General features: G+C 36.4%; 29 protein-coding genes. 23 read left to right on the top strand and 6 right to left on the bottom strand.

Annotated elements, in window-relative coordinates; all coding sequences use genetic code 11:
• Positions 1-41 precede the first annotated feature (41 nt).
• Positions 42-743, top strand: a complete 702-nt coding sequence (locus ACFSFW_RS01150) for a peptidoglycan DD-metalloendopeptidase family protein (RefSeq protein WP_304218221.1) — start codon at positions 42-44, stop codon at positions 741-743.
• Positions 744-817: 74 nt separating this feature from the next.
• Entirely contained in the window at positions 818-1,630 is an 813-nt protein-coding gene (locus ACFSFW_RS01155; protein ID WP_304218219.1) for a histidinol-phosphatase, read from the top strand.
• A gap of 87 nt (positions 1,631-1,717) precedes the next feature.
• On the opposite strand, the gene ACFSFW_RS01160 is transcribed toward ACFSFW_RS01155, so the two are convergent.
• Complete coding sequence (locus tag ACFSFW_RS01160; RefSeq protein ID WP_077618638.1) at positions 1,718-1,966, bottom strand: 4Fe-4S domain-containing protein; 249 nt, start codon at positions 1,964-1,966, stop codon at positions 1,718-1,720.
• Between the two features lie 299 nt (positions 1,967-2,265).
• On the opposite strand from ACFSFW_RS01160, the gene ACFSFW_RS01165 reads away from it, so the two are divergent.
• The 5 genes from ACFSFW_RS01165 (at position 2,266) to ACFSFW_RS01185 (ending at position 6,689) form a co-directional block, all read left to right on the top strand.
• A complete protein-coding gene (locus ACFSFW_RS01165) occupies positions 2,266-3,342 on the top strand; it encodes a YpbB family protein (protein WP_388034559.1) in 1,077 nt (358 codons plus the stop codon).
• The gene (locus ACFSFW_RS01170) at positions 3,332-4,843 is read left to right on the top strand and encodes a RecQ family ATP-dependent DNA helicase (protein WP_388034561.1); all 1,512 of its coding nucleotides are present in this window, start codon (positions 3,332-3,334) and stop codon (positions 4,841-4,843) included. Before ACFSFW_RS01165 ends, ACFSFW_RS01170 begins: the two co-directional genes overlap by 11 nt.
• Before the next feature lie 5 nt (positions 4,844-4,848).
• Positions 4,849-5,451, top strand: coding sequence for a CPBP family intramembrane glutamic endopeptidase (locus tag ACFSFW_RS01175; RefSeq protein ID WP_304218211.1), 603 nt, complete (start codon positions 4,849-4,851; stop codon positions 5,449-5,451).
• Positions 5,448-6,122 carry a LysM peptidoglycan-binding domain-containing protein gene (locus tag ACFSFW_RS01180; RefSeq protein WP_388034563.1) on the top strand — a complete coding sequence of 225 codons (675 nt, stop codon included), beginning with the start codon at positions 5,448-5,450 and terminating at the stop codon, positions 6,120-6,122. Before ACFSFW_RS01175 ends, ACFSFW_RS01180 begins: the two co-directional genes overlap by 4 nt.
• Before the next feature lie 93 nt (positions 6,123-6,215).
• Entirely contained in the window at positions 6,216-6,689 is a 474-nt protein-coding gene (locus ACFSFW_RS01185; protein WP_304218206.1) for a YpbF family protein, read from the top strand.
• A 29-nt stretch (positions 6,690-6,718) separates the two neighbouring features.
• On the opposite strand, the gene cotJC is transcribed toward ACFSFW_RS01185, so the two are convergent.
• The 3 genes from cotJC to ACFSFW_RS01200 are packed head-to-tail and all read right to left on the bottom strand — an operon-like array spanning position 6,719 to position 7,828.
• A complete protein-coding gene (gene cotJC, locus ACFSFW_RS01190; protein ID WP_099362689.1) occupies positions 6,719-7,288 on the bottom strand; it encodes a spore coat protein CotJC in 570 nt (189 codons plus the stop codon).
• A gap of 43 nt (positions 7,289-7,331) precedes the next feature.
• Positions 7,332-7,601 carry a spore coat protein CotJB gene (locus ACFSFW_RS01195; RefSeq protein WP_099362690.1) on the bottom strand — a complete coding sequence of 90 codons (270 nt, stop codon included), beginning with the start codon at positions 7,599-7,601 and terminating at the stop codon, positions 7,332-7,334.
• Positions 7,598-7,828: a spore coat associated protein CotJA gene (locus ACFSFW_RS01200; protein ID WP_099351722.1), complete on the bottom strand. Its 231-nt coding sequence runs from the start codon at positions 7,826-7,828 to the stop codon at positions 7,598-7,600. The genes ACFSFW_RS01195 and ACFSFW_RS01200 overlap by 4 nt, the downstream gene beginning before the upstream one ends.
• 159 nt (positions 7,829-7,987) lie before the next feature.
• Between ACFSFW_RS01200 and ACFSFW_RS01205 the strand changes: the two genes are divergently transcribed.
• The 5 genes from ACFSFW_RS01205 to ACFSFW_RS01225 all read left to right on the top strand — a co-directional run bounded on the left by ACFSFW_RS01205 (position 7,988) and on the right by ACFSFW_RS01225 (position 12,538).
• On the top strand, positions 7,988-8,380 hold the full coding sequence (locus ACFSFW_RS01205) for a hypothetical protein (RefSeq protein ID WP_388034566.1): 393 nt from the start codon (positions 7,988-7,990) through the stop codon (positions 8,378-8,380).
• 45 nt (positions 8,381-8,425) lie between these two features.
• Complete coding sequence (locus tag ACFSFW_RS01210) at positions 8,426-9,202, top strand: metallophosphoesterase (RefSeq protein WP_388034867.1); 777 nt, start codon at positions 8,426-8,428, stop codon at positions 9,200-9,202.
• A 108-nt stretch (positions 9,203-9,310) separates the two neighbouring features.
• Positions 9,311-9,901 carry a genetic competence negative regulator gene (locus ACFSFW_RS01215; RefSeq protein ID WP_304218857.1) on the top strand — a complete coding sequence of 197 codons (591 nt, stop codon included), beginning with the start codon at positions 9,311-9,313 and terminating at the stop codon, positions 9,899-9,901.
• Between the two features lie 247 nt (positions 9,902-10,148).
• The gene (locus ACFSFW_RS01220; protein ID WP_388034568.1) at positions 10,149-11,432 is read left to right on the top strand and encodes a Glu/Leu/Phe/Val family dehydrogenase; all 1,284 of its coding nucleotides are present in this window, start codon (positions 10,149-10,151) and stop codon (positions 11,430-11,432) included.
• A 140-nt stretch (positions 11,433-11,572) separates the two neighbouring features.
• A complete protein-coding gene (locus tag ACFSFW_RS01225) occupies positions 11,573-12,538 on the top strand; it encodes a YpdA family putative bacillithiol disulfide reductase (protein ID WP_388034570.1) in 966 nt (321 codons plus the stop codon).
• Positions 12,539-12,562: 24 nt separating this feature from the next.
• Here ACFSFW_RS01225 and ACFSFW_RS01230 read toward each other — a convergent pair whose 3' ends face one another.
• Complete coding sequence (locus tag ACFSFW_RS01230; RefSeq protein WP_388034572.1) at positions 12,563-13,534, bottom strand: asparaginase; 972 nt, start codon at positions 13,532-13,534, stop codon at positions 12,563-12,565.
• 136 nt (positions 13,535-13,670) lie between these two features.
• Here ACFSFW_RS01230 and prsW point away from each other — a divergent pair, with 136 nt between their 5' ends.
• The 8 genes from prsW (at position 13,671) to rpsA (ending at position 20,733) form a co-directional block, all read left to right on the top strand.
• Positions 13,671-14,312 (top strand): glutamic-type intramembrane protease PrsW, encoded by a 642-nt coding sequence (prsW, locus tag ACFSFW_RS01235; RefSeq protein ID WP_099362695.1) that lies wholly within the window; start codon positions 13,671-13,673, stop codon positions 14,310-14,312.
• Positions 14,313-14,484: 172 nt separating this feature from the next.
• Complete coding sequence (gene sleB, locus ACFSFW_RS01240) at positions 14,485-15,537, top strand: spore cortex-lytic enzyme (protein ID WP_388034870.1); 1,053 nt, start codon at positions 14,485-14,487, stop codon at positions 15,535-15,537.
• An 18-nt stretch (positions 15,538-15,555) separates the two neighbouring features.
• Positions 15,556-16,911 carry a germination protein YpeB gene (gene ypeB, locus ACFSFW_RS01245; protein WP_388034574.1) on the top strand — a complete coding sequence of 452 codons (1,356 nt, stop codon included), beginning with the start codon at positions 15,556-15,558 and terminating at the stop codon, positions 16,909-16,911.
• A 94-nt stretch (positions 16,912-17,005) separates the two neighbouring features.
• Complete coding sequence (locus ACFSFW_RS01250) at positions 17,006-17,683, top strand: flagellar brake protein (RefSeq protein ID WP_388034576.1); 678 nt, start codon at positions 17,006-17,008, stop codon at positions 17,681-17,683.
• Positions 17,684-17,757: 74 nt separating this feature from the next.
• Positions 17,758-17,940, top strand: coding sequence for a YpfB family protein (locus ACFSFW_RS01255; protein WP_099362699.1), 183 nt, complete (start codon positions 17,758-17,760; stop codon positions 17,938-17,940).
• 149 nt (positions 17,941-18,089) lie between these two features.
• Entirely contained in the window at positions 18,090-18,761 is a 672-nt protein-coding gene (cmk, locus tag ACFSFW_RS01260; RefSeq protein ID WP_304218875.1) for a (d)CMP kinase, read from the top strand.
• Positions 18,762-18,766: 5 nt separating this feature from the next.
• Positions 18,767-19,348 (top strand): lysophospholipid acyltransferase family protein, encoded by a 582-nt coding sequence (locus tag ACFSFW_RS01265; protein ID WP_388034578.1) that lies wholly within the window; start codon positions 18,767-18,769, stop codon positions 19,346-19,348.
• Between the two features lie 248 nt (positions 19,349-19,596).
• The gene (gene rpsA / locus ACFSFW_RS01270) at positions 19,597-20,733 is read left to right on the top strand and encodes a 30S ribosomal protein S1 (protein ID WP_304218881.1); all 1,137 of its coding nucleotides are present in this window, start codon (positions 19,597-19,599) and stop codon (positions 20,731-20,733) included.
• A gap of 43 nt (positions 20,734-20,776) precedes the next feature.
• On the opposite strand, the gene ACFSFW_RS01275 is transcribed toward rpsA, so the two are convergent.
• Positions 20,777-20,920 (bottom strand): YpzI family protein, encoded by a 144-nt coding sequence (locus ACFSFW_RS01275; RefSeq protein ID WP_099351709.1) that lies wholly within the window; start codon positions 20,918-20,920, stop codon positions 20,777-20,779.
• 171 nt (positions 20,921-21,091) lie between these two features.
• Here ACFSFW_RS01275 and ACFSFW_RS01280 point away from each other — a divergent pair, with 171 nt between their 5' ends.
• From ACFSFW_RS01280 to ACFSFW_RS01290, 3 genes are read left to right on the top strand one after another with little or no spacing between them, the layout of a single operon-like run.
• A complete protein-coding gene (locus ACFSFW_RS01280) occupies positions 21,092-21,691 on the top strand; it encodes a YphA family membrane protein (RefSeq protein WP_388034581.1) in 600 nt (199 codons plus the stop codon).
• Position 21,692: 1 nt separating this feature from the next.
• Complete coding sequence (locus ACFSFW_RS01285; protein WP_304218885.1) at positions 21,693-22,589, top strand: YIEGIA family protein; 897 nt, start codon at positions 21,693-21,695, stop codon at positions 22,587-22,589.
• On the top strand, positions 22,586-22,777 hold the full coding sequence (locus ACFSFW_RS01290) for a capping complex subunit for YIEGIA (RefSeq protein ID WP_099362708.1): 192 nt from the start codon (positions 22,586-22,588) through the stop codon (positions 22,775-22,777). The genes ACFSFW_RS01285 and ACFSFW_RS01290 overlap by 4 nt, the downstream gene beginning before the upstream one ends.
• The last annotated feature ends 100 nt before the right edge of the window (positions 22,778-22,877 follow it).

Consider the following 22,877-nt stretch of genomic DNA (forward strand, 5'->3'; position numbering starts at 1 on the left):
TTTTCATAGCATCATTGTTCAATATTTTGAGGAGGATCAAAATGTTTGGTAAACGATTTGCAATTGTTGCCATTTTGGCAGTTTGTACAGGATTACTCTTTATAGGAGAATGTAATGTCAACGCACATGAACTTCCAGGTAACAAAGCAACAGAGGAATGGGCGTGGCCAGTCACAGGGAGAATCACTGATACATTTGGAACGAGACAAGGCAATCACAAAGGCTTAGATATCGCTGCTCCACTTGGAGATCACATATATGCGGTTGAGGAAGGAATCGTAAAAAAGTCGTATTTCAAGGGTTCATATGGTCATGTCGTTTTTATTGAGCATCCAAATGGATATGAGACAGTTTATGCACACTTAAGTAAACGCAATGTTCAAGAAGGAGAAAAGGTTGTAAAAGGTCAGTTAATTGGTCATATCGGTAGTACAGGTAATTCAACTGGTCCACATTTACATTTTGAAGTACATAATGGAGAATGGAATTCTTCTAGAAACAATGCGATTGACCCTCTTTATATGCTAACCGATGAACAAATTTTAGTTCCTACATTAATGGAATTGGAGAAAGAGGACACTGAAGTTTTAAAAAAGCTTGAAACCTATACAGTGAAGGCTGGGGATTCTTTATCAGTCATTGCGCATAGGGTAGGTATATCTGTTGAGGAAATTAAAATGTTAAATCAGTTAACCGATGATTTAATTTTTCCAAATCAAATCTTAATTGTCGAAAAATCCTAAATAATTTTGAGCTTTTTTATTCCCCTAGAGAGACAAGTTCATGTATAATAAGAAAAACTTTGGGGGGATTCGGTATGCGAACTGATTATCACAATCATTTAGAGCTTGGAACGCTTGAATTAGACTATTTAATGAAGTTTATTGATGAAGCAAAGGCAAAAAAAATTGATCATTTTGGGATTTCTGAACACGCTTATCATTTTTATCAGACAAAAGATATTCTGAGTAATCCGTGGGTTGATGCAAGAAGATATTATGACATGAAGGATTATGTAGATTTATTTAAGCTTGCCTGGAAAAATAATATTGATGTAAAAATGTCCATTGAAATGGATTATACACCTGGAAAGCATGCAGAAATGGAAAAATTCATTTCTACTTATGATTTTGATTATGTAATTGGCTCCATTCATTGGGTTGACGATTTTGGAATCGACCTTGCGGAGTTCCGTGAAGAATGGGATAAAAGGGACCTACATGATACATATACAAAGTATTATGATCAGGTGATTACATTGGCCGAATCAAACTTATTTGATATTATGGGTCATATTGATCTAGTCAAGATTTTTAAATATATTCCTGAAGATGAGGAGTTCCTTTTGCATCAATTTGATCGTGCAACGACAGCATTAGCGAACTCAAAAACCTGCGTTGAAATTAGTACTGCTGGATTACGAAAGCCTATTGGCAAGCTTTATCCGGATCCTCGACTACTGCAAATGTGCTTTGACAAAAACATTCCAATCGTCTTGTCATCGGACGCACACCGCCCACAGGATGTAGGTGCTGATTTTGATCAAGCAATTGAACTAGCTAAAAGTGTAGGCTACAAAACCTTAATGACATTTGAAAAAGGGGAACGTAAAGAAGTTCCAATTGGATAATCAAACGACAAAAAGCAGGCAATGCCTGCTTTTTATCATTTAAAAAAAGAACCCTTAAACGAAAGGGTTCTTCCTTGAATATAAGGACTATTCAAATTTTAGTGGATCACCGTCGAATGGCTCGTCTGCTACCTTAATGGAATCCGTTGGGCAACCTTCAAAAGCATCGATCATGTCTTCCTCTAATATTTCTGGAATTTCTACAATTCCTTGGTTATCATCAAGTGTTACAAATGCAATTCCGTCATCATCGTAATCGTAGATGTCAGGTGCAGCTGCACCACATGCACCACATGCGATACAAGTTTCTTTGTCAACAATGGTATACTTTGCCATGTGTACTTTACCTCCCGAAAAATCGTTACATGTATAAAATGTATATTTATAGTAGTTCCCCATCCTACTTCCTCATAGCATGGAAACAGCTTCCTCATATTCATTGTAAAGCTGTTCACAAAACTTTTCAATAAAAATATATAGTGAGATTGCTTAATCTAAAAGGGTTTTTCCCGTTTGACAAGCATGTTCATAATTCCACACGAAAACATCCCACTTTTCGTTATTATTTGATAAAATAAAAGTAACATTCGTTCGACAATTTTCCATCTATTTCGTCGTTTGAGGGGGGAGAAGCCGTGAACATAACCTATCGCTCAATATTAATCTTATATTGCTTGCATAAACTAGATGGTGAACGGACTGTTTATGGGATTCATCATTTGTTGAACGGTAAAAAGTCCTCTCAAACGATTGGGGATGCAAATCTATTTGGCCTCACTCCTCTATTCGGTATTCTAAGGCCGATTGCAAGAGAACAGGTTGAGAAGGAGATCCAAATACTTCATGAACATGCTCTAATTCAAGAAATAACTGGTTCAAGTAATAAATTTACAATTACATCTCTTGGTATAAGGGTACTAAAAAAGGAATTTGAAAAGAAACCGATTCCTCCCCAATTAAATGGCTGGAAACATAATGAACAGTCCATCTTGCTATGGCGAAGGCTTTCATTGTTAACGCAGGTTTTGTCGAATTTGGTAAATGAAAAAAAACAATATACTCCAATCCAACAAGAAGATTCAATTGCTGACTGGGTAAAAGGTTTCTTGATTAAAGATGGACATACTCGATTTACATTATCAGAAGCCCTTTACAAAGAGATTTTGTCGCTCCTTGAAATGGTTTCAGAACTAGAATCAACTATATTTGTCATGAGGCTGACCAGTTCAGCGAGAATTGGATATACAATCGATCAGATTAGTTCTTTACTAGGTGAGGATGAAGTATGGTGCCAGGTTCTCTTTTTACATACCTTACATACGATGATTCATCATCTTGAAATGAATAGGCACAGTTTCCCTCTGCTTGGTTCTATGATTGAGGCTCATCATCAAGAGGAAGTATTACTAACAGCTTCAACAAAGAAAACGTATCAATTGCTACTGCAGGGTAAAACAATTGATGAAATAGGTATCATTCGAAATCTAAAACGGAATACAATTGAAGATCATATTGTTGAAGTAACGCATCAAAAACCTAATTTTTCAATTGATCGATTCGTTCCACACGAACATCTGCAGCAGATACTATCTGTTTATAAGACATTACAAATAAAGCAATTACGACCTTTAAAGGAAAAATTGACGAATGACATCTCGTATTTTGAAATTAGACTAGTTCTTGCAAGATTTGGTGGTAAACATGGATCTTAATGTAATTTTAAAAGAAAAATTTAATCATTCTACGTTCCGAGAAGGGCAAAAGGAAATTATAGATGATATTTTAGCTGGACAAGATGTCATGGCACTCTTACCCACAGGTGGAGGGAAATCGCTATGCTATCAACTTCCAGCTCAAATTCTCGAAGGTAGTGTACTTATCATTTCACCACTTGTTGCACTTATGGAAGATCAGGTCCTTCAGATAAGAAAAATGGGTGAAAAAAGGGTAGTTGCCCTTAATAGTTTTTTATCAAATGAGAGAAAACGTAAGGTTCTACCCAGCTTGCACAAATATAAATATATTTTTGCCTCCCCTGAAATTCTCCAGTCAAAATTTATTTTAAATCGATTAAAAGGAATTCGTTTTTCTATGTTTGTGGTAGATGAAGCACATTGTATCTCACAATGGGGGCATGATTTTCGTCCAGACTATTCCCGTTTGGGTGATATTCGTCGTGAAATCGGATCCCCACCTTGTTTAGCATTAACCGCAACAGCTACAAAAGAGGTTTTAGGGGATATTAGCAGGACATTACAATTAAATGATCCGAAAATGCACATCCACTCAATTGATCGACCCAATATAGCCATAATGGTGAAAAAAGTTGATTCGCTGGAAGAAAAGAAAGATGTGCTTTTAAATTATATAAAAAATTTGCAAGGGCCAGGAATTATTTATTTTTCAAGTCGATTATGGGCCGAAAATATTGCGCAATTTTTAAAAGAGGAAGGCTTTGACCGAGTTGCTTATTACCATGGTGGAATGGAACAGGAAAAAAGAATGTTGATCCAGGAGCAATTCATCAATAATCAACTATCCATTATTTGTTGTACAAATGCATTTGGGATGGGTGTGAATAAGTCAGATATCCGATATGTCATTCACTTCCATTACCCTTCACAAATAGAGGCATATTTACAGGAGATGGGGCGTGCTGGCAGGGACGGTCAATCAAGTATTGCTATTTTACTTCATAGTGAATTTGACCGAGAAATACCTGAAGTTTTGCTTAAATATGAGTTTCCATCGAAAGAACAAACCCATCAAATAATTGAATACATGAATAAAGAAATACAAACGAACGGAAAATTTACAAATACAAAATCGGTTGAAGAGTATTTTTATTCAGCATTCGGTGTATCTGAAGTTCAATGGCGATTTATTCAATTTTACCTGGAAATAGATGAGTGTATCGAGCACGAACTCAACACACGGCAGAAAGTTGAGATCATAGAGGATGCTGCAAATAAACGATATTCATACAAGTACAGCAAACTTAAACAGATGGAGAGATGGTTAGAGACTCACGGATGTCGTAGGGAAGCTGTATTATCATACTTCGACGAAAGCCTAAAAGTGAGACCTTCATCTTGCTGTGACTTATGTGGAATTGACTTCAATTTGTACAAACGAAACGGTAAGGACGTAAATGAATGGGAGCTACCGTCTTGGAGACAAGAATTGCATCGTATCTTTCATAGAAATGGGTGAAAATTATGGGTAGGCGCCAAGCTGATATTATCAAAAATTTAACAGATAAAGAAATCGTTTTTCACCTTTATCTAACACAAGGAATCTTATTAATTTTGTCTTTAGGGCTTGGTTTTTTCCTGTTTGATCATTGGTCATCATTTATGGAGCTCTGGAATTGGAAAGATTGGAATATTCTTCTTATTGGTTCTGGATTTGCAATAGCTGTTGTTATTATTGATTTATTGCTTGTAAAATGGCTTCCAGAAGCAATGTATGATGATGGTGGTATTAACGAAAGAATTTTCCGAAAAAGAAGTATTCCGCATATTTTTATTTTATGCCTATTGATTTCCTTTGCGGAAGAGATTTTATTTAGAGGTGTTATTCAAACCCATTTTGGACTGATTATAGCAAGTATTATTTTTGCATTATTACATGTACGCTATTTATATAAGTGGGTTCTACTAACGTCTGTTGTTCTTTTAAGCTTTTTATTAGGATTTATTTATGAGGTCTATCAAAATCTTTGGATTACTGTATATGCTCATTTTTTGATAGATTTTATTTTGGCAGTAAAGCTTAGAATTGATTATTTGCGTGATCAAAATGAGGGGGTATCGTCTTGAAGCATCCTGAAGGGGAAGAAAAGTCAGTTGATATAAAAAAACGCACTTCGACTTTACCATCTCGAAGTGAAATCCATAGACAAAAGAAAAAGAAAACACGATTTAAGATAAAATACCCGATTATTCGTTTGTTGGCTCTTTTATTTATTTTACTTCCTGTTGCAATTCTTAGCTTTAAATTTAATACGAATCCTGAAAAACTGGAGGCAAGTCCGGTAAAAAAGAGTACGAATTTTGAAAGCATTAGCTATGAAAATAAAGACGAGGCTGTTCGTTATCCTGAAACTGATGAGGAAGAAACACCAACTGAAGAAACAGAGACTGAACGAGTACCGGAAACAACTGAACAAGAAGTAAAAACTGTTGAGCAAGAGGAAGCAAAACAGCCAGAAGTCAAAAAACAAGAGGAACCTAAAGAAGAAGCAGGTCAACAGGTTAATGAAAATATATCGAGTAATGAAGAGGCAAAGCAACCAGTTCAGGCACAGCCAGAGGACCGTTATGAAGTGAAATATCATCAGGTAAAAGCCGATGAAACATTATATCGGATATCTATGAAATATTATAATAGTCGCTCTGGTGAAGAGTTAATTAAAAGATGGAATAATCTAAATGGTGATACCGTTATGGAAGGTCAAGTTTTAGAAATACCGATAAAAATAAACGAATGAATAACGCGAGGTTTTCGCGTTATTTTTTTTGATTAGACATATACAGATGTACAAGCACATATTTTATAATAGGTCATTCTAGGAGTATAAGGTTTGGAGGGATTAAAAATAGAAGAAAAAATTAAGGAGTTAAATGAATATACGGATGATGTAACAAAGCAAATGCTTCAACATTCGGTTGATAAAAAGAGAAAATTTGAAAAGTTAAAGGCAAGAGCCTATTATATGAAGCTTTGTGCACTTTTTTTATTATCGATTTTTTTAGTGTATGTGTATAAAACAATCGTCCTTCCATATAGCCAATCCACGGAATTAATGATTAGTATTTTCCTCGACGGATCCATTTATTTTATGTTTGTATTTATAATCGGTGGACTTTATGGTGGAATTCGCTATGTAGATAAAAAGAAAGACGAAGCTGAGGATAAATATCATGCGATCCGATGTGAAATTGTTGATAAGAGTAAGGACTTATGGAAGGAACCAGTACAGTGGCGTGAGCGCCAGCGGGTATTTGAAATGATGAAAAAAGAGTTTGACGTGAATTTATATCATGAAAGTAAATAGCTGAATATAGCATTCAGCTATTTACTCATTTAGAAAAACTTCTTTTTATCTCTTTCTTCCTTAAGAATTTCAACAGCTTCTCTAAATCGTTGAGCATGTATTATTTCCCTTTCACGAAGAAATCGAAGACTGTCATTTAAATCTGGGTCATCACTCATATTAATAATCCATTGATAGGTGGCTCTTGCTTTTTCTTCAGCTGCAATATCTTCATATAAATCAGCAATCGGGTCGCCTTTTGCCTGGATGTATGTCGCAGTAAATGGTACACCGCCAGCATTTTCGTAAAATAATGCAGAATCATGGTTCACATAGTGTGCCGCTAGACCAGCGGCTTTTAGTTGTTCTGGTGTTGCGTCTTTCGTTAGTTTATATACCATTGTCGCAATCATTTCTAAATGAGCAAATTCTTCAGTTCCGATATCATTTAACAATCCAATTACTTTGCCAGGTATTGTGTAACGTTGATTTAAATACCGTAATGCAGCGGCAAGCTCACCGTCAGCACCACCATATTGTTCAATCAATAATTTAGCTAAAGCAGGATTACACGTACTTACTTTTACAGGATACTGTAGTTTTTTTTCATATATCCACATTTATATTAATTCCTCCCCTTGATGAACAAAAATGATTATTTTGTTAAACCTGCCATGGCCAAGGTTCGTCATCCCAGTTCCAAGGATAAGCGGAATAGCTATAACGACCATATTGAGTTAATGGCCCAAACCTTTCCTCATATAGCTTTGCTACTTTTCTTCGTTGCTGTGAAACTGAGTTGAACTGTTGAATCGCCTCATAATCATTAGGATGGGTATCAAGATACAGGGTGAGATCTACTAAGACAAAATCCAAAGCCTGTAAATCTTCTAATAACGCATAATACTCTGGGGGCATCTGTTTAGGATTCATTCATTTTCAGCCTCCCTTTTAGGTTCATATGGACCGTAATACGGATCATAAAAGATTTTCCAAAGTGTGCCTGTGTATAATGCTTGCTTTGGTGTGAATTGTGGTAGGTTTGCTGGTTGAAATGTTATATAAAGATTTGGAGGAGTAACGTAGGTTTTACATGTGATTGGTTTGCATGGATCAAAAGGGCTTACATAGGGATAATAGGCCTTCCTAGTAGTAAACATGAAGCAACCTCCTCGATGTCAAAATACAAAACGATGTCAGTTTACTTTATGGCTTTAGAAATAAAAAAATGACTAGGAAATTATTTTTAATACGTAAAAGGAAAATTTGTATCTATTTTATCCTCTCTTCATAATCTGAAATAAGAAGGAGATGGGGGTATGGATAAATTTATATATGAAGTGATTGGATTTTTTTGCGGGTTCATGCTCATTTTTTTAACATCAGGAACTTCCATTATTGAAATACCACAGTTGTTGACAAGTTTTATCATAAATCCGTTCCTGTTTTTTATTTTAATGATTTGTTTTTTTATTGGGTTTTTAGCCCATTCTGTGCTAATTAAGGGTGCCATTGAAACCTTTTATCACATGGCTAAAGGTAATCGTTTTTCAATTATGCAATTAATCATCCCTGTAAGTTTAATAGGTGGCTATTTCATTTTATTTATGTATGGTCCTTGGCAAACCTTTTTATTGATAGCCTTTTCCATTATTTATGGTATCATTACTGTAGATTTACCTTCATATAGTCAAAGTTCAAACTCCGAATGAATTAAAGTAAAAAGCTGATTAGATAGGTAGGGCAAGACCATGACCATGCTCATTTTTTACGGTATACTTTTAATTGGAATAATACTCTTTCTCTATATGTGGCGTGAAGCAAGAATGGACCGTGTTATAACGAATACACTTACGTTTTCAAATTTTCCAAAAAGCTTTGGGAAAATTACCATTTTCTTCATTTCAGATATTCACAGAAGAGAGGTTTCAGAAAATATTATCAATGAGGTAAAAGGAAAAGCAGACATTGTTATAATTGGAGGGGATTTAACCGAAAAGGGAGTACCGTTTGAAAGAGTGGAGAGAAACCTTCAATTAATAAAAATGGTTGGACCGACTTACTTTGTATGGGGAAATAATGACTATGAAGTTGATTACCATGAACTCGATTCTCTTCTTTTAAGTATGGGAATTAAAATTCTTGATAACACAGCTATGTTTTTTGAAACTGGTGAGGGAGAAAAACTCGCTCTCTTAGGAATAGATGATTTGAGGGAAGGCCGAAGTCGTTTGGACCTTGCTCTTCTAGACGCAGGGGATGAGGTAGATTTTAAAATTTTGGTTAGCCATAATCCGGAAATTAAAAGTGAACTTCAACCAGAACAAGGGATAAGTCTCCTACTATCTGGACATACCCATGGTGGACAAATCCGGTTTTGGAAATTTGGGCTTTATCCTAAAGGCGGGGTAGAGCACAAGAATGGAACGACCATTTTCGTGAGTAATGGTTATGGAACATCCGGTATTCCACTCAGGCTTGGTGCACCACCTGAAACACATTTACTTATCCTACAATCATCACAAAGTGAATAGACGTCGCAAAAAAAGTCCCAACAACGCTAATTCCAAGAACATAATTTATATTCCTTCATAAAATAAAGAAACGGTTGCTGTAGGTGTGATGGTGAGGGAGGGTTTTTAATGCGTCTCGAACGCTTAACTTATAATAAAATCAAGATTTTTCTAACATTCGATGATCTGGTTGATCGTGGCCTCACTAAAGATGATCTTTTGTCGGATTCGCTTAAGGTCCACCAGTTATTCCGAGATATGATCGAAGAAGCAAGTATCGAATTAGGCTTTGAAGCCGATGGTCCTATTGCTGTTGAAGTGTATTCCTTACAGGCGCAAGGTATGGTGATCATCGTAACCAATTCAGTTGGGGACCTTGAAGACGAAGAATTTATGGATGAAGATTATATTGAAATGCAGGTTACGCTTGATGAAAGTAAAGATATCTTTTATGAATTTCGCTCATTTGAAGATGTGATCCAACTTTCAACTAGATTAATAAGTTTATCAATAGATGGTGGAAGGCTATATTCATTTAAAGACCATTTTTATCTACTACTTGAAGATAATTTGACACTCCAAACTGAAAACGTCATTGCCATTTTAGCTGAGTTCGGCAATCCTGCAACTATTACAAAATATAGGGTCCATGAATATGGGAAAATACTTTTCAAAGAAAATGCAATGAGAGATATTTACAAGTATTTTATTAAAAAATAGGGGAGACCTCTAACCTTGATTAGGGGTTTTTCTTTTATGTTGTTCGCTCTAAAATCTCAAATTGTAAACTGATTTACAATTTAGAAAGAAAAATGAAGATTCTTCATTTTTCATCTTGCATAAACATATGGAAGGTGTATACTAGTGACTGGAAAGGTGGACAATAAGGGAAATTCGATTCGCCATGTTCACCGCACTTTTTGAACATCCTCTAATGGAATTGTGAAAAATCTTGGGAGGTTTACAAATGGTAGCCGAAAACAAAAAGGACATTTCAGGACAGAATAAGGAAGAGAAGATGGATGTCCTCAAATCTACACAAACAGTTATACATAAAGCATTAGAAAAACTAGGGTACCCTGAGGAAGTTTATGAACTATTAAAAGAACCGATTCGAATGATGACCGTAAAAATTCCTGTAAGAATGGATGATGGATCTGTTAAAATCTTTACAGGCTATCGCGCACAGCATAACGATGCGGTAGGTCCTACAAAAGGTGGAATTCGCTTTCATCCTAATGTGACCGAAAAGGAAGTTAAAGCGCTTTCGATTTGGATGAGTTTAAAATGTGGTATCGTTGATTTACCATATGGTGGAGGAAAAGGTGGAATCATTTGTGATCCTAGAGATATGTCATTCCGCGAGCTTGAACGATTAAGTCGTGGATATGTTCGTGCAATCAGTCAAATCGTAGGTCCTACAAAGGATATCCCGGCGCCAGATGTATTTACCAATTCACAAATCATGGCCTGGATGATGGACGAGTATAGTCGCATAGACGAATTTAACTCACCAGGATTTATTACGGGTAAACCGCTTGTGCTAGGTGGATCACATGGTCGTGAGTCTGCAACTGCAAAGGGAGTTACAATTTGTATTCGTGAAGCGGCGAAAAAGCGTGGCATTGATTTAGAAGGTGCCCGTGTTGTTGTACAAGGCTTTGGAAATGCAGGAAGCTTTTTATCTAAATTTATGCATGATGCCGGTGCTAAAGTAATTGGAATTTCAGATGCATATGGTGGTTTATATGATCCGAATGGTTTAGATATTGATTATCTATTAGATCGTCGAGACAGTTTCGGAACAGTTACGAAGTTATTTAACGATACAATAAGCAACAAGGAATTATTGGAGCTTGATTGTGATATTCTTGTTCCTGCTGCAATCGAAAACCAGATTACTGAAGAGAATGCCCATAATATAAAAGCAAGCATAGTAGTGGAGGCTGCAAACGGACCTACTACACTTGAAGCAACACAAATCTTAACTGAAAGAGGAATTCTACTAGTACCGGACGTTTTAGCGAGTGCTGGTGGTGTTACCGTTTCTTATTTTGAATGGGTTCAAAATAACCAAGGCTATTACTGGTCAGAAGAAGAAGTGGAAGAAAAACTTGAAAAAGTAATGGTCAAATCCTTTGAAAATATTTATACAACTGCGCAAAATAGACGTGTTGACATGAGACTTGCAGCCTACATGGTAGGCGTAAGAAAAATGGCAGAAGCTTCACGCTTTAGAGGCTGGATTTAACTTTATTTTCATGTGGGTTTCAAAAGTCTGGGCAGGAAATAAGTATGTCGTATTTGATTTATCATTTTATTTGCAAAGACAAGAAAAAACTCCTATCATTTTGGTAGGAGATTTTTTTTTGACTAGTAGGAGTGACAAGCATGCAATTGGAAGAAGTCATCATTGTTGGTGGGGGTCCCTGTGGACTGGCAGCAGCAATCGCACTGCAAAATATTGGAATCGATCCATTAGTGATTGAAAAGGGGAATATTGTAAATGCAATATACCACTATCCAACTCATCAAACATTTTTTAGTTCAAGTGAGAAATTAGAAATAGGGGATGTACCATTTATTATTGAAGGTCGAAAGCCAAAAAGAAACCAGGCATTGGCCTATTATCGTGAAGTAGCAAAACGAAAGAAAATTAGAGTCAATGCGTTTGAAAAAGTGGCAGAAGTCTTGAAGCAAGAAAATGGAGAGTTCCAGATCACTAGTTCAAAGGGTAAATATCAAACAAAATACGTCATTATTGCGACTGGATATTATGACAATCCAAACTATATGAGTGTTCCTGGTGAGGATCTACCTAAAGTGTTTCATTATTTTAAAGAGCCACACCCTTACTTTGATAAGGATGTCGTTGTTATCGGAGGAAAAAACTCGAGCGTGGACGCAGCATTAGAACTTGCAAATGCTGATGCAAGAGTAACAGTCTTATATCGTGGTTCCGAGTATTCGCCTAGCATTAAACCATGGATTTTACCGGAATTTGAAGCATTAGTACGAAATGGGATTATTACCATGGAGTTTAATGCAAATGTCCTTGAAATCACCCCAGAAGCCGTTAGTTATCAGGTTGGGAATGAGAAAAAACAAGTGAAGAATGATTATGTATTTGCAATGACGGGTTACCATCCGGATCACAGTTTTTTACAAAAAATGAATGTTGAAATCGATAAAGAAACAGGCAGACCATTATTTAATCCTGATTCAATGGAAACGAATGTAGAGGGTATTTTTATTTCCGGTGTTATTGCAGCAGGAAATAATGCCAATGAAATATTCATCGAAAATGGACGTTTCCATGGAGACTTAATTGCAAAAACAATAATTGAACGAAAATAGGGCGCCCTTGAAGGCGCCCTTTTCTTATTTATAAAACATTTCTTGGAGTTCATCATGGTCATTTGTGATTTCTAACGTGACAAGTAGCTTGAGTCTTGCCTTTTGACCATTCAAACCATTTGAAAAAATCACACCAAAATCTTTTAATTGGCGTCCTCCGCCTTCATAATTGTACACTTCCTGTACATATCCATTGAAACAGCGGGAAACTAAAACAACCGGTATTCCACTATTTGTAAGCTTCTTTAACTCTGGTACCATTGTTGGGGGGAGATTACCTTGTCCAAGGGCTTCGATAACTAAGCCATCAGGATGTAATGAGCGAATCGCTTGAATGATGGACCCATCCATACCCGCGTATGCTTTTAGTAGGACAACATTTTTTGTGATCTTTTCTATTTCATATGTTTCTCGAACATTTGGTACATGGTGAAAGGTAATCTCTCGTTTACTCACAATTCCTAATGGACCATACTGTGGGCTTTGGAATGTAGCAATATTACTTGTGTGAGTTTTTGTTACGTTCTTTGCTGAATGTATTTCATCGTTAAGGACAACTAAAACCCCTTTCCCAACTGCACTATCGGAAGCAGCTACCCGTACAGCTGAGATCAAATTATAAGGACCATCTGCCCCAATCTCATTGCTTGATCTCATCGCTCCAGTAACAACAATTGGTATATCAGATTGGACGGTTAAATCAAGGAAATAAGCCGTTTCCTCAAGTGTGTCAGTCCCATGAGTAATAACTACACCTTCGATCATATCTTCCTTGATACTTGTTTCTATTTTTTCCTTTAGTATCAACATGATCTTTTCAGTAATATGTGGAGAAGGCAACTGGAATAAATCCTCTACCTTAACATCAGCAATGGATGATAAAGCATCAGTGTGAAGAAGCAATGGATTTTGTTGGTTTTGCTGTACCGCCCCGGTGTCTTTATCCTCCATCATTGCGATTGTTCCGCCTGTGTGTATAATAAGTATTTTTTTCAATGTTTCTCCCTCAATTCTATATAGGAAAATTATCCATAAACAGGATAGTTCATATTTTCATTTACCAATTTACATGTTACGATAAAAGTATCTGTTACTCAAACATTAATTGATTATTAGGGAGAAGAGGAATTATATGGTGGCGGTCATAACCGCAGGACTTGCACCTGGACTTGCGTTATTAAGTTATTTTTATTTAAAAGATAAATATGAAGCAGAACCCATTTTCATGGTTTTTCGAATCTTCATTTTTGGTGCTTTATTGGTATTTCCAATCATGTTTATCCAATATGTCTTAGGGGTTGAAGAGGTATTTAAGCACAGCTTTTCACAGGCGTTCTTAAAGGTAGCTCTATTAGAAGAGTTTTTTAAATGGTTTATCCTTTTTTATACCGTTTATCAGCATATTGAATTTGATGAACAATATGACGGAATAGTCTACGGTGCAGCGCTGTCGTTAGGATTTGCAACTTTAGAAAATATTCTTTATCTATTGGCGAATGGGGTTCATTTAGCTGTAGGTCGTGCCTTATTGCCAGTATCAAGTCACGCTCTGTTCGGTGTGATTATGGGGTTTTATCTTGGAAAAGCTAAATTTTCTCCGAATGAAAAGCGAAAATGGATTTTGATATCCTTCTTATTTCCATTCCTCTTACATGGGATGTACGATTACATACTTTTATCTTTAAAAAAGTGGATTTATATGATGATCCCATTTATGTTGTTTTTATGGTGGTTTGGATTACGAAAAGTAAAAATAGCAAAACCAAATGTTTAGATAACCTGTCGCTTAGGCAGGTTATTTTTTATGTTCATTTTTAATCAAATATAAAATCTGAATAAAATACCAATCTCTACAGAAAATACTTGTAAGTATATATAGAAAATGGTTAGGGAGGTAATTGATCATGAGCTTCAAAAAATATTTGATGTTCCCCATCGTCCTTATCATGTTTGTCAGTGTGTTCATCGGCGGAACTAATTATAATGTTCATGCTTTTTCAGAACAGATTATTCAACGTGGTGCAACAGGTGACGATGTAATTGAACTGCAATCAAGACTTCAGTATAACGGTTATTACCACGGAACGATTGATGGAGTGTATGGATGGAGTACGTATTGGGCTGTTCGTAACTTCCAAAAGGCTTTCGGGCTAGAAGAAGTAGATGGTCTCGTTGGAGACAAAACGAAAGCCATGATAAACCGCTTTACAAAATATAATAAGCAATTCGTATATGATAATTTGCGTAAAGGAAATCGTTTTACCCACTATGGAGGCGTTCCGTGGAGCATCCAGTCCGCTCCATCTGAAGCAAATATCCAAAAAGCAAAAACAGCGGCAGAGGCAAGGCGAACTGATATAGAAAAGCAATTTACGGCGGAGCAAAAGCAACCACAGGCTGGAAAGGGCCAAGCTCAACAACCGAAGCCTAAAGCGCCAGCACAACAGCAACCGCAAGCGAAGCAACCAGCGCAACAGCAGCCTCAAGCTCAGCCGAAACAACCACAAGGGCAGCAGGGCCAAGCTGGTCAGGCTCAACAGCCTAAAGCTCAACCGAAACAACCAGCTAAACAACAAGCTAAGGTTCAACAGCAGGAAGAGGTACAATCACAAGGACCTACAGCAGTAAATATGCCGGGTGGATTTTCGCAAAATGATATTCAACTTCTTGCAAATGCTGTTTATGGAGAAGCACGTGGAGAGTCATATGTTGGACAAGTAGCAATTGCGGCAGTGATTTTAAATCGTTTGGATAGCCCGACCTTCCCGGATACAGTATCTGGTGTTATTTTTGAACCACTTGCGTTTACGGCAGTTGCCGATGGACAAATTTGGTTGACGCCAAACGAGCAGGCAAAAAAAGCAGTAATTGATGCGATAAATGGTTGGGATCCGACAGGTGGTGCAACCTATTACTTTAATCCAGATACAGCAACAAGTAAGTGGATTTGGGGTAGACCACAAATTAAGAGAATCGGAAAGCACATATTCTGTAATTAGAATGGAAGGTGAGACAAGTTGCTAAGAGGAATATTAATTACAGTACTTACGATAGGGATTATTGGAACAGGCTATTGGGGCTATAAAGAGCACCAAGAGAAAAATGCCATTCTAATACAAGCAGAAAATAACTACCAACGAGCGTTTCATAATTTAACCTATCATATTGACCTTTTACATGACAAAATCGGAACGACACTTGCAATGAATTCACAAAGTTCACTATCTCCAACACTTGCAGATGTGTGGAGACTTACGTCCGAGGCACATTCAGATGTAGGACAATTACCATTGTCTCTTATGCCTTTTAATAAAACGGAAGAGTTTCTAAGTAATATCGGGGATTTTAGTTATCGTACAGCAGTACGTGACCTATCAAAAGAACCATTGTCTGATAAAGAATACAATACGCTTCAACAGCTCTATAAAAATGCAGAAGATATCCAAAAGGAGCTTCGGACTGTCCAACATCTAGTTATGGAGAATAATCTTCGCTGGATGGATGTTGAATTAGCGCTAGCTTCAGGTGATAAACAGGCTGATAACACCATCATCGATGGTCTTAAAACCGTTGAAAAAAATGTGGCTGCTTATTCTGAGAGTGAGTTTGGTGTCACGCTTACAACGACGAAAAAAGATGGTAATAAATTTCCTAACTTAGAAGGACCAGAAATAAATGAAGAACAAGCAAAAGAAGTCGCAAAAAAGTTCCTAGGGTTAAAAGGGAACATTGAAATGAAGGTTACCGAAAACGGTGAGGGATCACAAAATGGATTTTATAGTCTAGAAATAAATGATCCAAAATCAAAAGTAAATACGTTCATGGATATTACGAAAAAGGGTGGAATTCCGATTTGGATCATTCGTAACCGTGAAGTTGCAAAAAGTACAATTAGTCTTAATGATGCATTTAACCGAGCTCAGAAATTTTTAAAAGAGAATAAATTCGAAAACTTAGAGCTATTTGAAAGTGCTCAATATGATAACATAGGAGTATTTAATTTCGTTTCCTCTACTAATGGAGTCAGAGTGTATTCAGATTCCATTAAAATGAAAGTAGCACTTGATGATGGAAACATTATCGGTTTTACCGCAAGAGATTATTTAATGGCTGGCAAGATTAAAACAACTGGTAAACCAAAAATTTCAATAGAAGAAGCGAAGAAACATATTAACCCGAATCTTGAAATAATGGAAGATCGTCTAGCTATCATAACAAATGACCTAGACCAAGATGTCCTTTGTTATGAGTTCTTAGGAACAATTAATAATGATACGTACCGAATCTTTATCAATGCTGAAAATGGATTTGAAGAAAAGGTTGAAAAGCTTAAAAATGCTGAGCCAGTCTATAAAGGGTTAAACAAATCATAGGCATACAAAAAAGGAAAGCAAATTTGCTTTCCTTTTTTTATTTTTTCATGGTTTAATTAATATATACAGAATGTTTTAGAAAGAGTGAACGTCCGTGTTGAAAATTGGGGATATGATAAACCTTGAACCAACCACTAATCCAAATGGTGAAAAATATAGATGCAGGGTTGTTGAAAGAAGAGAACACAAGCTCTATATTGACTATCCTGTTAATACGAAAACAGGGAAAACAGTTTATTTATTAAATGGAACAATGTTAAAGGCTTTTGTAGCGGGAGATAGTACTTCGGCTTATTTATTTGATACTTCAGTACTAGGCAGAGTAAAACAAAATATCCCTATGATTGTTCTTTCCTTTCCAGGTGACGATCATATGTTTAAGATTCAACGACGAGAATATGTACGAATAGAGACACCGGTAGATGTCGCAATCCACAGCATGAACGGGGAGTTTCAGCCATTTGTTACAATTACACATGATATTAGTGCTGGTGGCGCCTCAATCATTCTACCTTCTTCGAATAGCCTTAATCCTGGAGTAGATATAAACACATACTTTGTCTTCCCATCTCTTTCTGATGAATATCAATATGTATCCTTTAAAAGTAAAGTAATCCGTATTGTTGAAGGGAAAAACGGAGAAAGAAAAAAAGCGTCAATTAAATTTGTGGACGTTACAGAGTCTGCTAGGCAACAGTTAATTAAGTTTTGTTTTCAAAGACAATTATTGTTAAAGAAAAAAGGCCTACATTCTAGCGAATTGAAAGAATAGCATCCTTTTCTAGAATAAAAAAAGAGTTACATTAGCATACTAGTAGTAAAAACTTGGTTTAGGGCTGGTATGGAATGAAAAATTTTGAACGTATTTTAATTAAGCTTGCTATTATTCAATTTATCTTTCTACTTGTTGCACAGGCTATTATTTTATATAGCCCGTTGACTCCGTACATCACGAGAATGATTGAATATGAGGGTGTCGACAAATCAGACACGACTAAAACCATTGAAACATTATTAAATAACAATTAAAATATAAATGCAGGGATTCCCTGCATTTTTTCGTAAGTAGGAATACTGTTCTAATGAATAAATATAATAAGCTTTAGAGATCAAGCTTATTTGTTTATCGAGGTAAAGGACCTTTTTAGAGCGTTACTAACAGGAGGCATACTTAGTTTATGGACAAGAAGATTTCAATCGCAATAGACGGACCAGCGGCTGCTGGAAAAAGTACTGTTGCAAAAATTATTGCAAAAGAATTATCTTACATATATGTTGATACAGGTGCCATGTACCGTGCATTAACTTACAAAGCATTGCAATTATCCTTAGATCTAGAAAGTGAAGAACAGCTACTTGATGCTCTTCAAAACGCAAATATAGAATTAAGACCTGGCGAAAATGGTCAGCTTGTTTTTATTGATAACAAGGATGTAACCGAAAAAATTCGTGAGCATGATGTAACAAATTCAGTTTCAATTGTTTCTAAACATCGTAAGGTTCGGGAAGATATGGTAAGACGCCAACAAAGCTTCGGTAAGTCCGGTGGAGTTGTGATGGATGGAAGGGACATCGGGACGCATGTACTGCCAGATGCAGAAGTGAAAATATTCCTTCTTGCTTCTGTTGATGAAAGAGCAGAACGCCGCCACCAAGAAAACCTTTCAAAAGGATATCAGTCGGATCTAGAACAACTAAAGTTGGAAATTGCTCAAAGAGACAAATTAGATTCAGAACGTGAGGTTGCTCCATTACGAAAAGCAGAAGATGCGATCGAAATTGATACAACATCATTAGGCATCGAAGAAGTTGTTGCGAAGATTATGGATGTTGTAAAGGAAAGGATTTGAATGGAATGAATCTTTACCCCTTTGCAAGAGGATTAGTTGGAGCAATCATCAAGCCTCTTTACCGTATTGAAGTTATAGGTAAGGAGAATATACCTAAGGAAGGTGGGGTCTTGATTTGTTCGAATCATATCGACAATTTAGACCCACCAGTAGTTGGAGTAACTTCTCCAAGGCATATTCATTTTATGGCAAAAGAGGAATTGTTTAACGTACCAGTATTAGGTGCGATTTTACCAAAAATAAATGCATTCCCAGTAAAACGTGGGATGAGTGATCGTGAAGCACTAAGAACAGCATTAAAGGTGCTAAAAGAAGGGAGTGTGTTGGGCATTTTCCCTGAAGGAACAAGGAGTAAGGATGGAAAGCTTGGAAAAGGTTTAGCGGGAGTTGGCTTTTTTGCACTACGAACTGATTGTGTTGTTATCCCGTGCGCAATTTTAGGGCCTTATAAACTGTTTGGTAAATTAAGAGTGGTATACGGTGAGCCAGTTCAGATGGAAAAGTTCAGAACTGAAAAAGCATCACCTGAAGAAGTAACCAATAAAATTATGGATTCTATAAGAGAAATACAGGAAAAATATCAATAGATTAAGAGTTTATACTTGACAAATATCTCTATTTATTAGAAGTTAATTAAAAGAATATTTTTAACTTTATTAAGTAGAGGTATACCTCTACTTAATAAAGTTAGCCTCCGGCGGATGCCACGATTTTTCAAAGGAAATTTTTCGAGCTTGTTCGAAAAAAATCGGGCGCAAATACGCCAAGGCGCATTTGATAATATTATTTATACATACATTGTTTTTCGTGTTTGACTTTGAAGGAGGTAATTGGAATGGCAGAGGATATGAACCAAGTTGAGTACAAAGAGTTACAAGTTGGTGATGTAATCACTGGCAAGATTACAAAGGTTGAAGAGAAGCAAGTTTTTGTTTCAGTTGAGAACAGTAAGTTAGATGGCATTATCCCAATTAGCGAGCTATCCAGCCTACATGTTGAAAAAGCTAGTGATGTTGTTTCAGAAGGAGAAGAATTAGAGCTTTCTGTTACAAAAGTAGAGGAAGAAGCTTTAATTTTATCCAAAAAAGCTGTACTTGCTTCTAAAGCATGGGATGATTTAGAGCAAAAATATAATTCGGGTGAAGTATTCGAAGCGGTTGTTAAAGATGTTGTAAAAGGTGGACTTGTTGTTGACCTTGGTGTAAGAGGATTTATTCCAGCATCTTTAGTTGAAAATTATTATGTGGAGGATTTCTCTGATTACAAGGACAACTCATTAACTGTTAAAGTTGTTGAGCTTGACCGTGAGAAAAATAGAGTAATCTTATCACATCGTGCTGTAGTTGAAGCAGAGCAAAAGAATAAAAAACAACAGGTTTTAGATTCTTTACAAGTTGGAGCTGTTCTTGAAGGTACTGTTCAACGATTGACAGATTTCGGCGCATTTGTTGATATCGGTGGCATTGATGGACTTGTGCACATTTCCCAGCTTTCGCATGAGCATGTTTCAAAGCCTTCCGATGTTGTTTCAGAAGGTCAAGTGATTAAGGTTAAGGTATTATCTGTCGACCGTGATAATGAAAGAATTTCGTTATCAGTGAAGGAGACATTACCTGGACCTTGGGAAAGCATCACTGAAAAATTATCGATCGGCGATGTAGTTGAAGGAACAGTAAGAAGACTTGTTTCCTTTGGAGCTTTTGTTGAAGTGTTACCTGGAGTTGAAGGGCTTGTTCATATTTCACAAATTTCTTCTAAGCATATCGGTACTCCTCATGAGGTATTAAAAGAAGGCCAAGAAGTAAAAGTGAAGGTCCTTGAACTGAATCAATCTGAAAAACGTATTTCATTAAGCATGAAAGAACTAGAAGAAAACGTTGAAGAAGATTACAGCAAATACCAACAACAAGAAGAAACAACAGGTTTTCAGCTTGGAGAAGTAATCGGTGACCAATTAAATAAATTAAAGTAGGCAGTATCGAAAAAAGCTCTCACCCATAAGGGTGAGGGCTTTTTTATTTTGGATTCATACGGTTCATTTCCCTAGCTTCATCAGGAGTATCTAATCTTGTTGCGCCGGGATAGTCAAGGGATTGATCACGGTCAGACTCCGTTAATCGCGCCTCTTTATGCTTTTTTTCCTGTCTATCTTTACCCACTTCATTTCCACCTCTTTCTTCCTACATAACTATCCTTTTTTGGGGGATTGTATATAGGGGTATTGGCAATTTCTGATTTCATTTTATTGTTTCATAAAAGGAATTTTGGTATTCAAATAAGGTTAAAATTCATAATTTCTAGCCATAATGGGAATAATGGGAGGTGGAGATATGGAGGGTGTCTTATTTTATTGGATTTCTTGGATGGCCTGGGTGTGTAGTACTTTTTTAATGAAGAAAAACAAAGAAAGGCTTTTCCTATCTATTTTGTTTCTAGTAACTATCATATTATCACCGTACTACATTGAAGTGGGTGATATCAAAATAAATAACAGTATCTTTCCAATCTTGTTTTTTTGCGTAAAGGAAATTTCAAAACGACCGAAAAAACAAGTGTTTTATATGCTAATTTGTATTCTTACCATTTCATTAGCATATTGTAGTTTCTTAATGTTCGAATTATATGACCCGGTCTGGCTTTTTTTTAACCGTAATTTGATGCTCGGAGCTGCATTAATATATGTAACATTAATGTTATTAAAGGATTTCCGATTACGTTTGGTTGGGCTTTTAGTTGGTGCCATACAAGGGGATATTCTTTATGGAATTATTATAAATAATGTTAATTTTTCATATGAAATTGGTTCATTTGTCTTCTTAGATGTTATTGCAATTAGTTTTTGTTTTATTTTTGTTTGGTCATCCTTAGAACTTCTTCTACATCATGTGGATGTTCTGGTCCAAAAAAACACAAAGGAGAAACACGGCTAGCATGAATGAATATACATACCCTATTTTATTTGGGGTCATATTTGGAGTTGCTGTACGCCTTTACATGCTGCGTACAGATTATCGTCAGTATCCAACCTATTTACATGGTAAAATCATTCATATTGCGTTAGGTTTTATTGCAGCAGGATTAGGAACTGTAGCAGTACCTTCCATTATGGAAGAGGATTTTACCGCAATCACCTTTTTAACGATTGCGGCTTCGCAATTTCGGGATGTGCGAAATATGGAGCGAAACACACTTACTGAACTTGATTCATACGAACTTGTTCCAAGAGGAAAGACATATATCGAAGGGATCGCGGTTGCCTTCGAAAGTCGAAATTACTTAGTTATTTTTACTTCCTTTTTATCTACCTTTGCCTATTTAGCGATCAATATGTGGGTTGGAATACTTGTGGGTATCATTTGTCTGTTAATTTGCAAAAAGCTAATGGCTGGAAGTAGACTAAAGGATATTGTTGAAATCGAGTTTGTTAAGCCATATTTTAAAGATGCGGGCTTGTATGTTGATAATATTTATATCATGAATATTGGACTACCTGCGAGACAACAGGAAATATTAGAATATGGGATGGGGTTTATTTTAAAGCCGAAAACGTTTAATGCAAGAGCTACCATTGCAAATTTAGGACAAAGACAAGCCATCCTACATGATGTATCTACCGCTTTGGGGATATTCAGAGATTCGGGGACCCCTGCTCTCACGCCGTTGGCAAAACGAGACTTGAATGATGGACGAGTCGGAATTTTTGTTTTGCCACAAGAAAAAGATGTTGAGAAAGCAATTGAAATAATAGGTCGTGTACCAACATTAGAAAATGCAATCCGAATGCCAACAGAGAGGAACGCAAACGAAAAGGGGCGTCCACTTAAATGAATATCGAAAAATTTGTGTTAGCGGCGATTAAGATGGACACATCAAAGGTTAATGTTTCTGGGGGAACACCCGTGTTTTCATGTCCTACCAAAGAGGAAATGGAGACAGTAGCTGCAAATTTGGAGGCAATCTTAGATGGAATTGCTCACGAAATCAGTGAGAATTTGTACATAATCGTAAAACACTAAACAATTGATTGTTGTTACCATTTATTTTTGATAGAATGTAAAAGCATGACCCTTCTAACGTAGAAGGGTTTATTTTATACATAACGTTGATTTTAATCAT

It is taken from the genome of Ferdinandcohnia salidurans, assembly GCF_042680725.1.
Lineage (GTDB): Bacteria > Bacillota > Bacilli > Bacillales > Bacillaceae_L > Ferdinandcohnia > Ferdinandcohnia salidurans.

What these genes read in the sequence shown, in the direction of transcription:
- cmk (WP_304218875.1), top strand. Translation starts at nt 18,090, where the DNA reads ATGGACAAGAAGATTTCAATCGCAATAGACGGACCAGCGGCTGCTGGA.
- ACFSFW_RS01200 (WP_099351722.1), bottom strand. Translation starts at nt 7,828, where the DNA reads ATGTTTACTACTAGGAAGGCCTATTATCCCTATGTAAGCCCTTTTGAT.
- ACFSFW_RS01170 (WP_388034561.1), top strand. Translation starts at nt 3,332, where the DNA reads ATGGATCTTAATGTAATTTTAAAAGAAAAATTTAATCATTCTACGTTC.
- ACFSFW_RS01280 (WP_388034581.1), top strand. Translation starts at nt 21,092, where the DNA reads ATGGAGGGTGTCTTATTTTATTGGATTTCTTGGATGGCCTGGGTGTGT.
- ACFSFW_RS01290 (WP_099362708.1), top strand. Translation starts at nt 22,586, where the DNA reads ATGAATATCGAAAAATTTGTGTTAGCGGCGATTAAGATGGACACATCA.
- prsW (WP_099362695.1), top strand. Translation starts at nt 13,671, where the DNA reads ATGGTGGCGGTCATAACCGCAGGACTTGCACCTGGACTTGCGTTATTA.
- ACFSFW_RS01225 (WP_388034570.1), top strand. Translation starts at nt 11,573, where the DNA reads ATGCAATTGGAAGAAGTCATCATTGTTGGTGGGGGTCCCTGTGGACTG.
- cotJC (WP_099362689.1), bottom strand. Translation starts at nt 7,288, where the DNA reads ATGTGGATATATGAAAAAAAACTACAGTATCCTGTAAAAGTAAGTACG.
- ACFSFW_RS01215 (WP_304218857.1), top strand. Translation starts at nt 9,311, where the DNA reads ATGCGTCTCGAACGCTTAACTTATAATAAAATCAAGATTTTTCTAACA.
- rpsA (WP_304218881.1), top strand. Translation starts at nt 19,597, where the DNA reads ATGGCAGAGGATATGAACCAAGTTGAGTACAAAGAGTTACAAGTTGGT.
- ACFSFW_RS01195 (WP_099362690.1), bottom strand. Translation starts at nt 7,601, where the DNA reads ATGAATCCTAAACAGATGCCCCCAGAGTATTATGCGTTATTAGAAGAT.
- ACFSFW_RS01220 (WP_388034568.1), top strand. Translation starts at nt 10,149, where the DNA reads ATGGTAGCCGAAAACAAAAAGGACATTTCAGGACAGAATAAGGAAGAG.
- ACFSFW_RS01160 (WP_077618638.1), bottom strand. Translation starts at nt 1,966, where the DNA reads ATGGCAAAGTATACCATTGTTGACAAAGAAACTTGTATCGCATGTGGT.
- ACFSFW_RS01205 (WP_388034566.1), top strand. Translation starts at nt 7,988, where the DNA reads ATGGATAAATTTATATATGAAGTGATTGGATTTTTTTGCGGGTTCATG.
- ACFSFW_RS01155 (WP_304218219.1), top strand. Translation starts at nt 818, where the DNA reads ATGCGAACTGATTATCACAATCATTTAGAGCTTGGAACGCTTGAATTA.
- ACFSFW_RS01210 (WP_388034867.1), top strand. Translation starts at nt 8,426, where the DNA reads ATGCTCATTTTTTACGGTATACTTTTAATTGGAATAATACTCTTTCTC.
- ACFSFW_RS01150 (WP_304218221.1), top strand. Translation starts at nt 42, where the DNA reads ATGTTTGGTAAACGATTTGCAATTGTTGCCATTTTGGCAGTTTGTACA.
- ACFSFW_RS01175 (WP_304218211.1), top strand. Translation starts at nt 4,849, where the DNA reads ATGGGTAGGCGCCAAGCTGATATTATCAAAAATTTAACAGATAAAGAA.
- ACFSFW_RS01285 (WP_304218885.1), top strand. Translation starts at nt 21,693, where the DNA reads ATGAATGAATATACATACCCTATTTTATTTGGGGTCATATTTGGAGTT.
- ACFSFW_RS01265 (WP_388034578.1), top strand. Translation starts at nt 18,767, where the DNA reads ATGAATCTTTACCCCTTTGCAAGAGGATTAGTTGGAGCAATCATCAAG.
- ACFSFW_RS01255 (WP_099362699.1), top strand. Translation starts at nt 17,758, where the DNA reads ATGAAAAATTTTGAACGTATTTTAATTAAGCTTGCTATTATTCAATTT.
- sleB (WP_388034870.1), top strand. Translation starts at nt 14,485, where the DNA reads ATGTTTGTCAGTGTGTTCATCGGCGGAACTAATTATAATGTTCATGCT.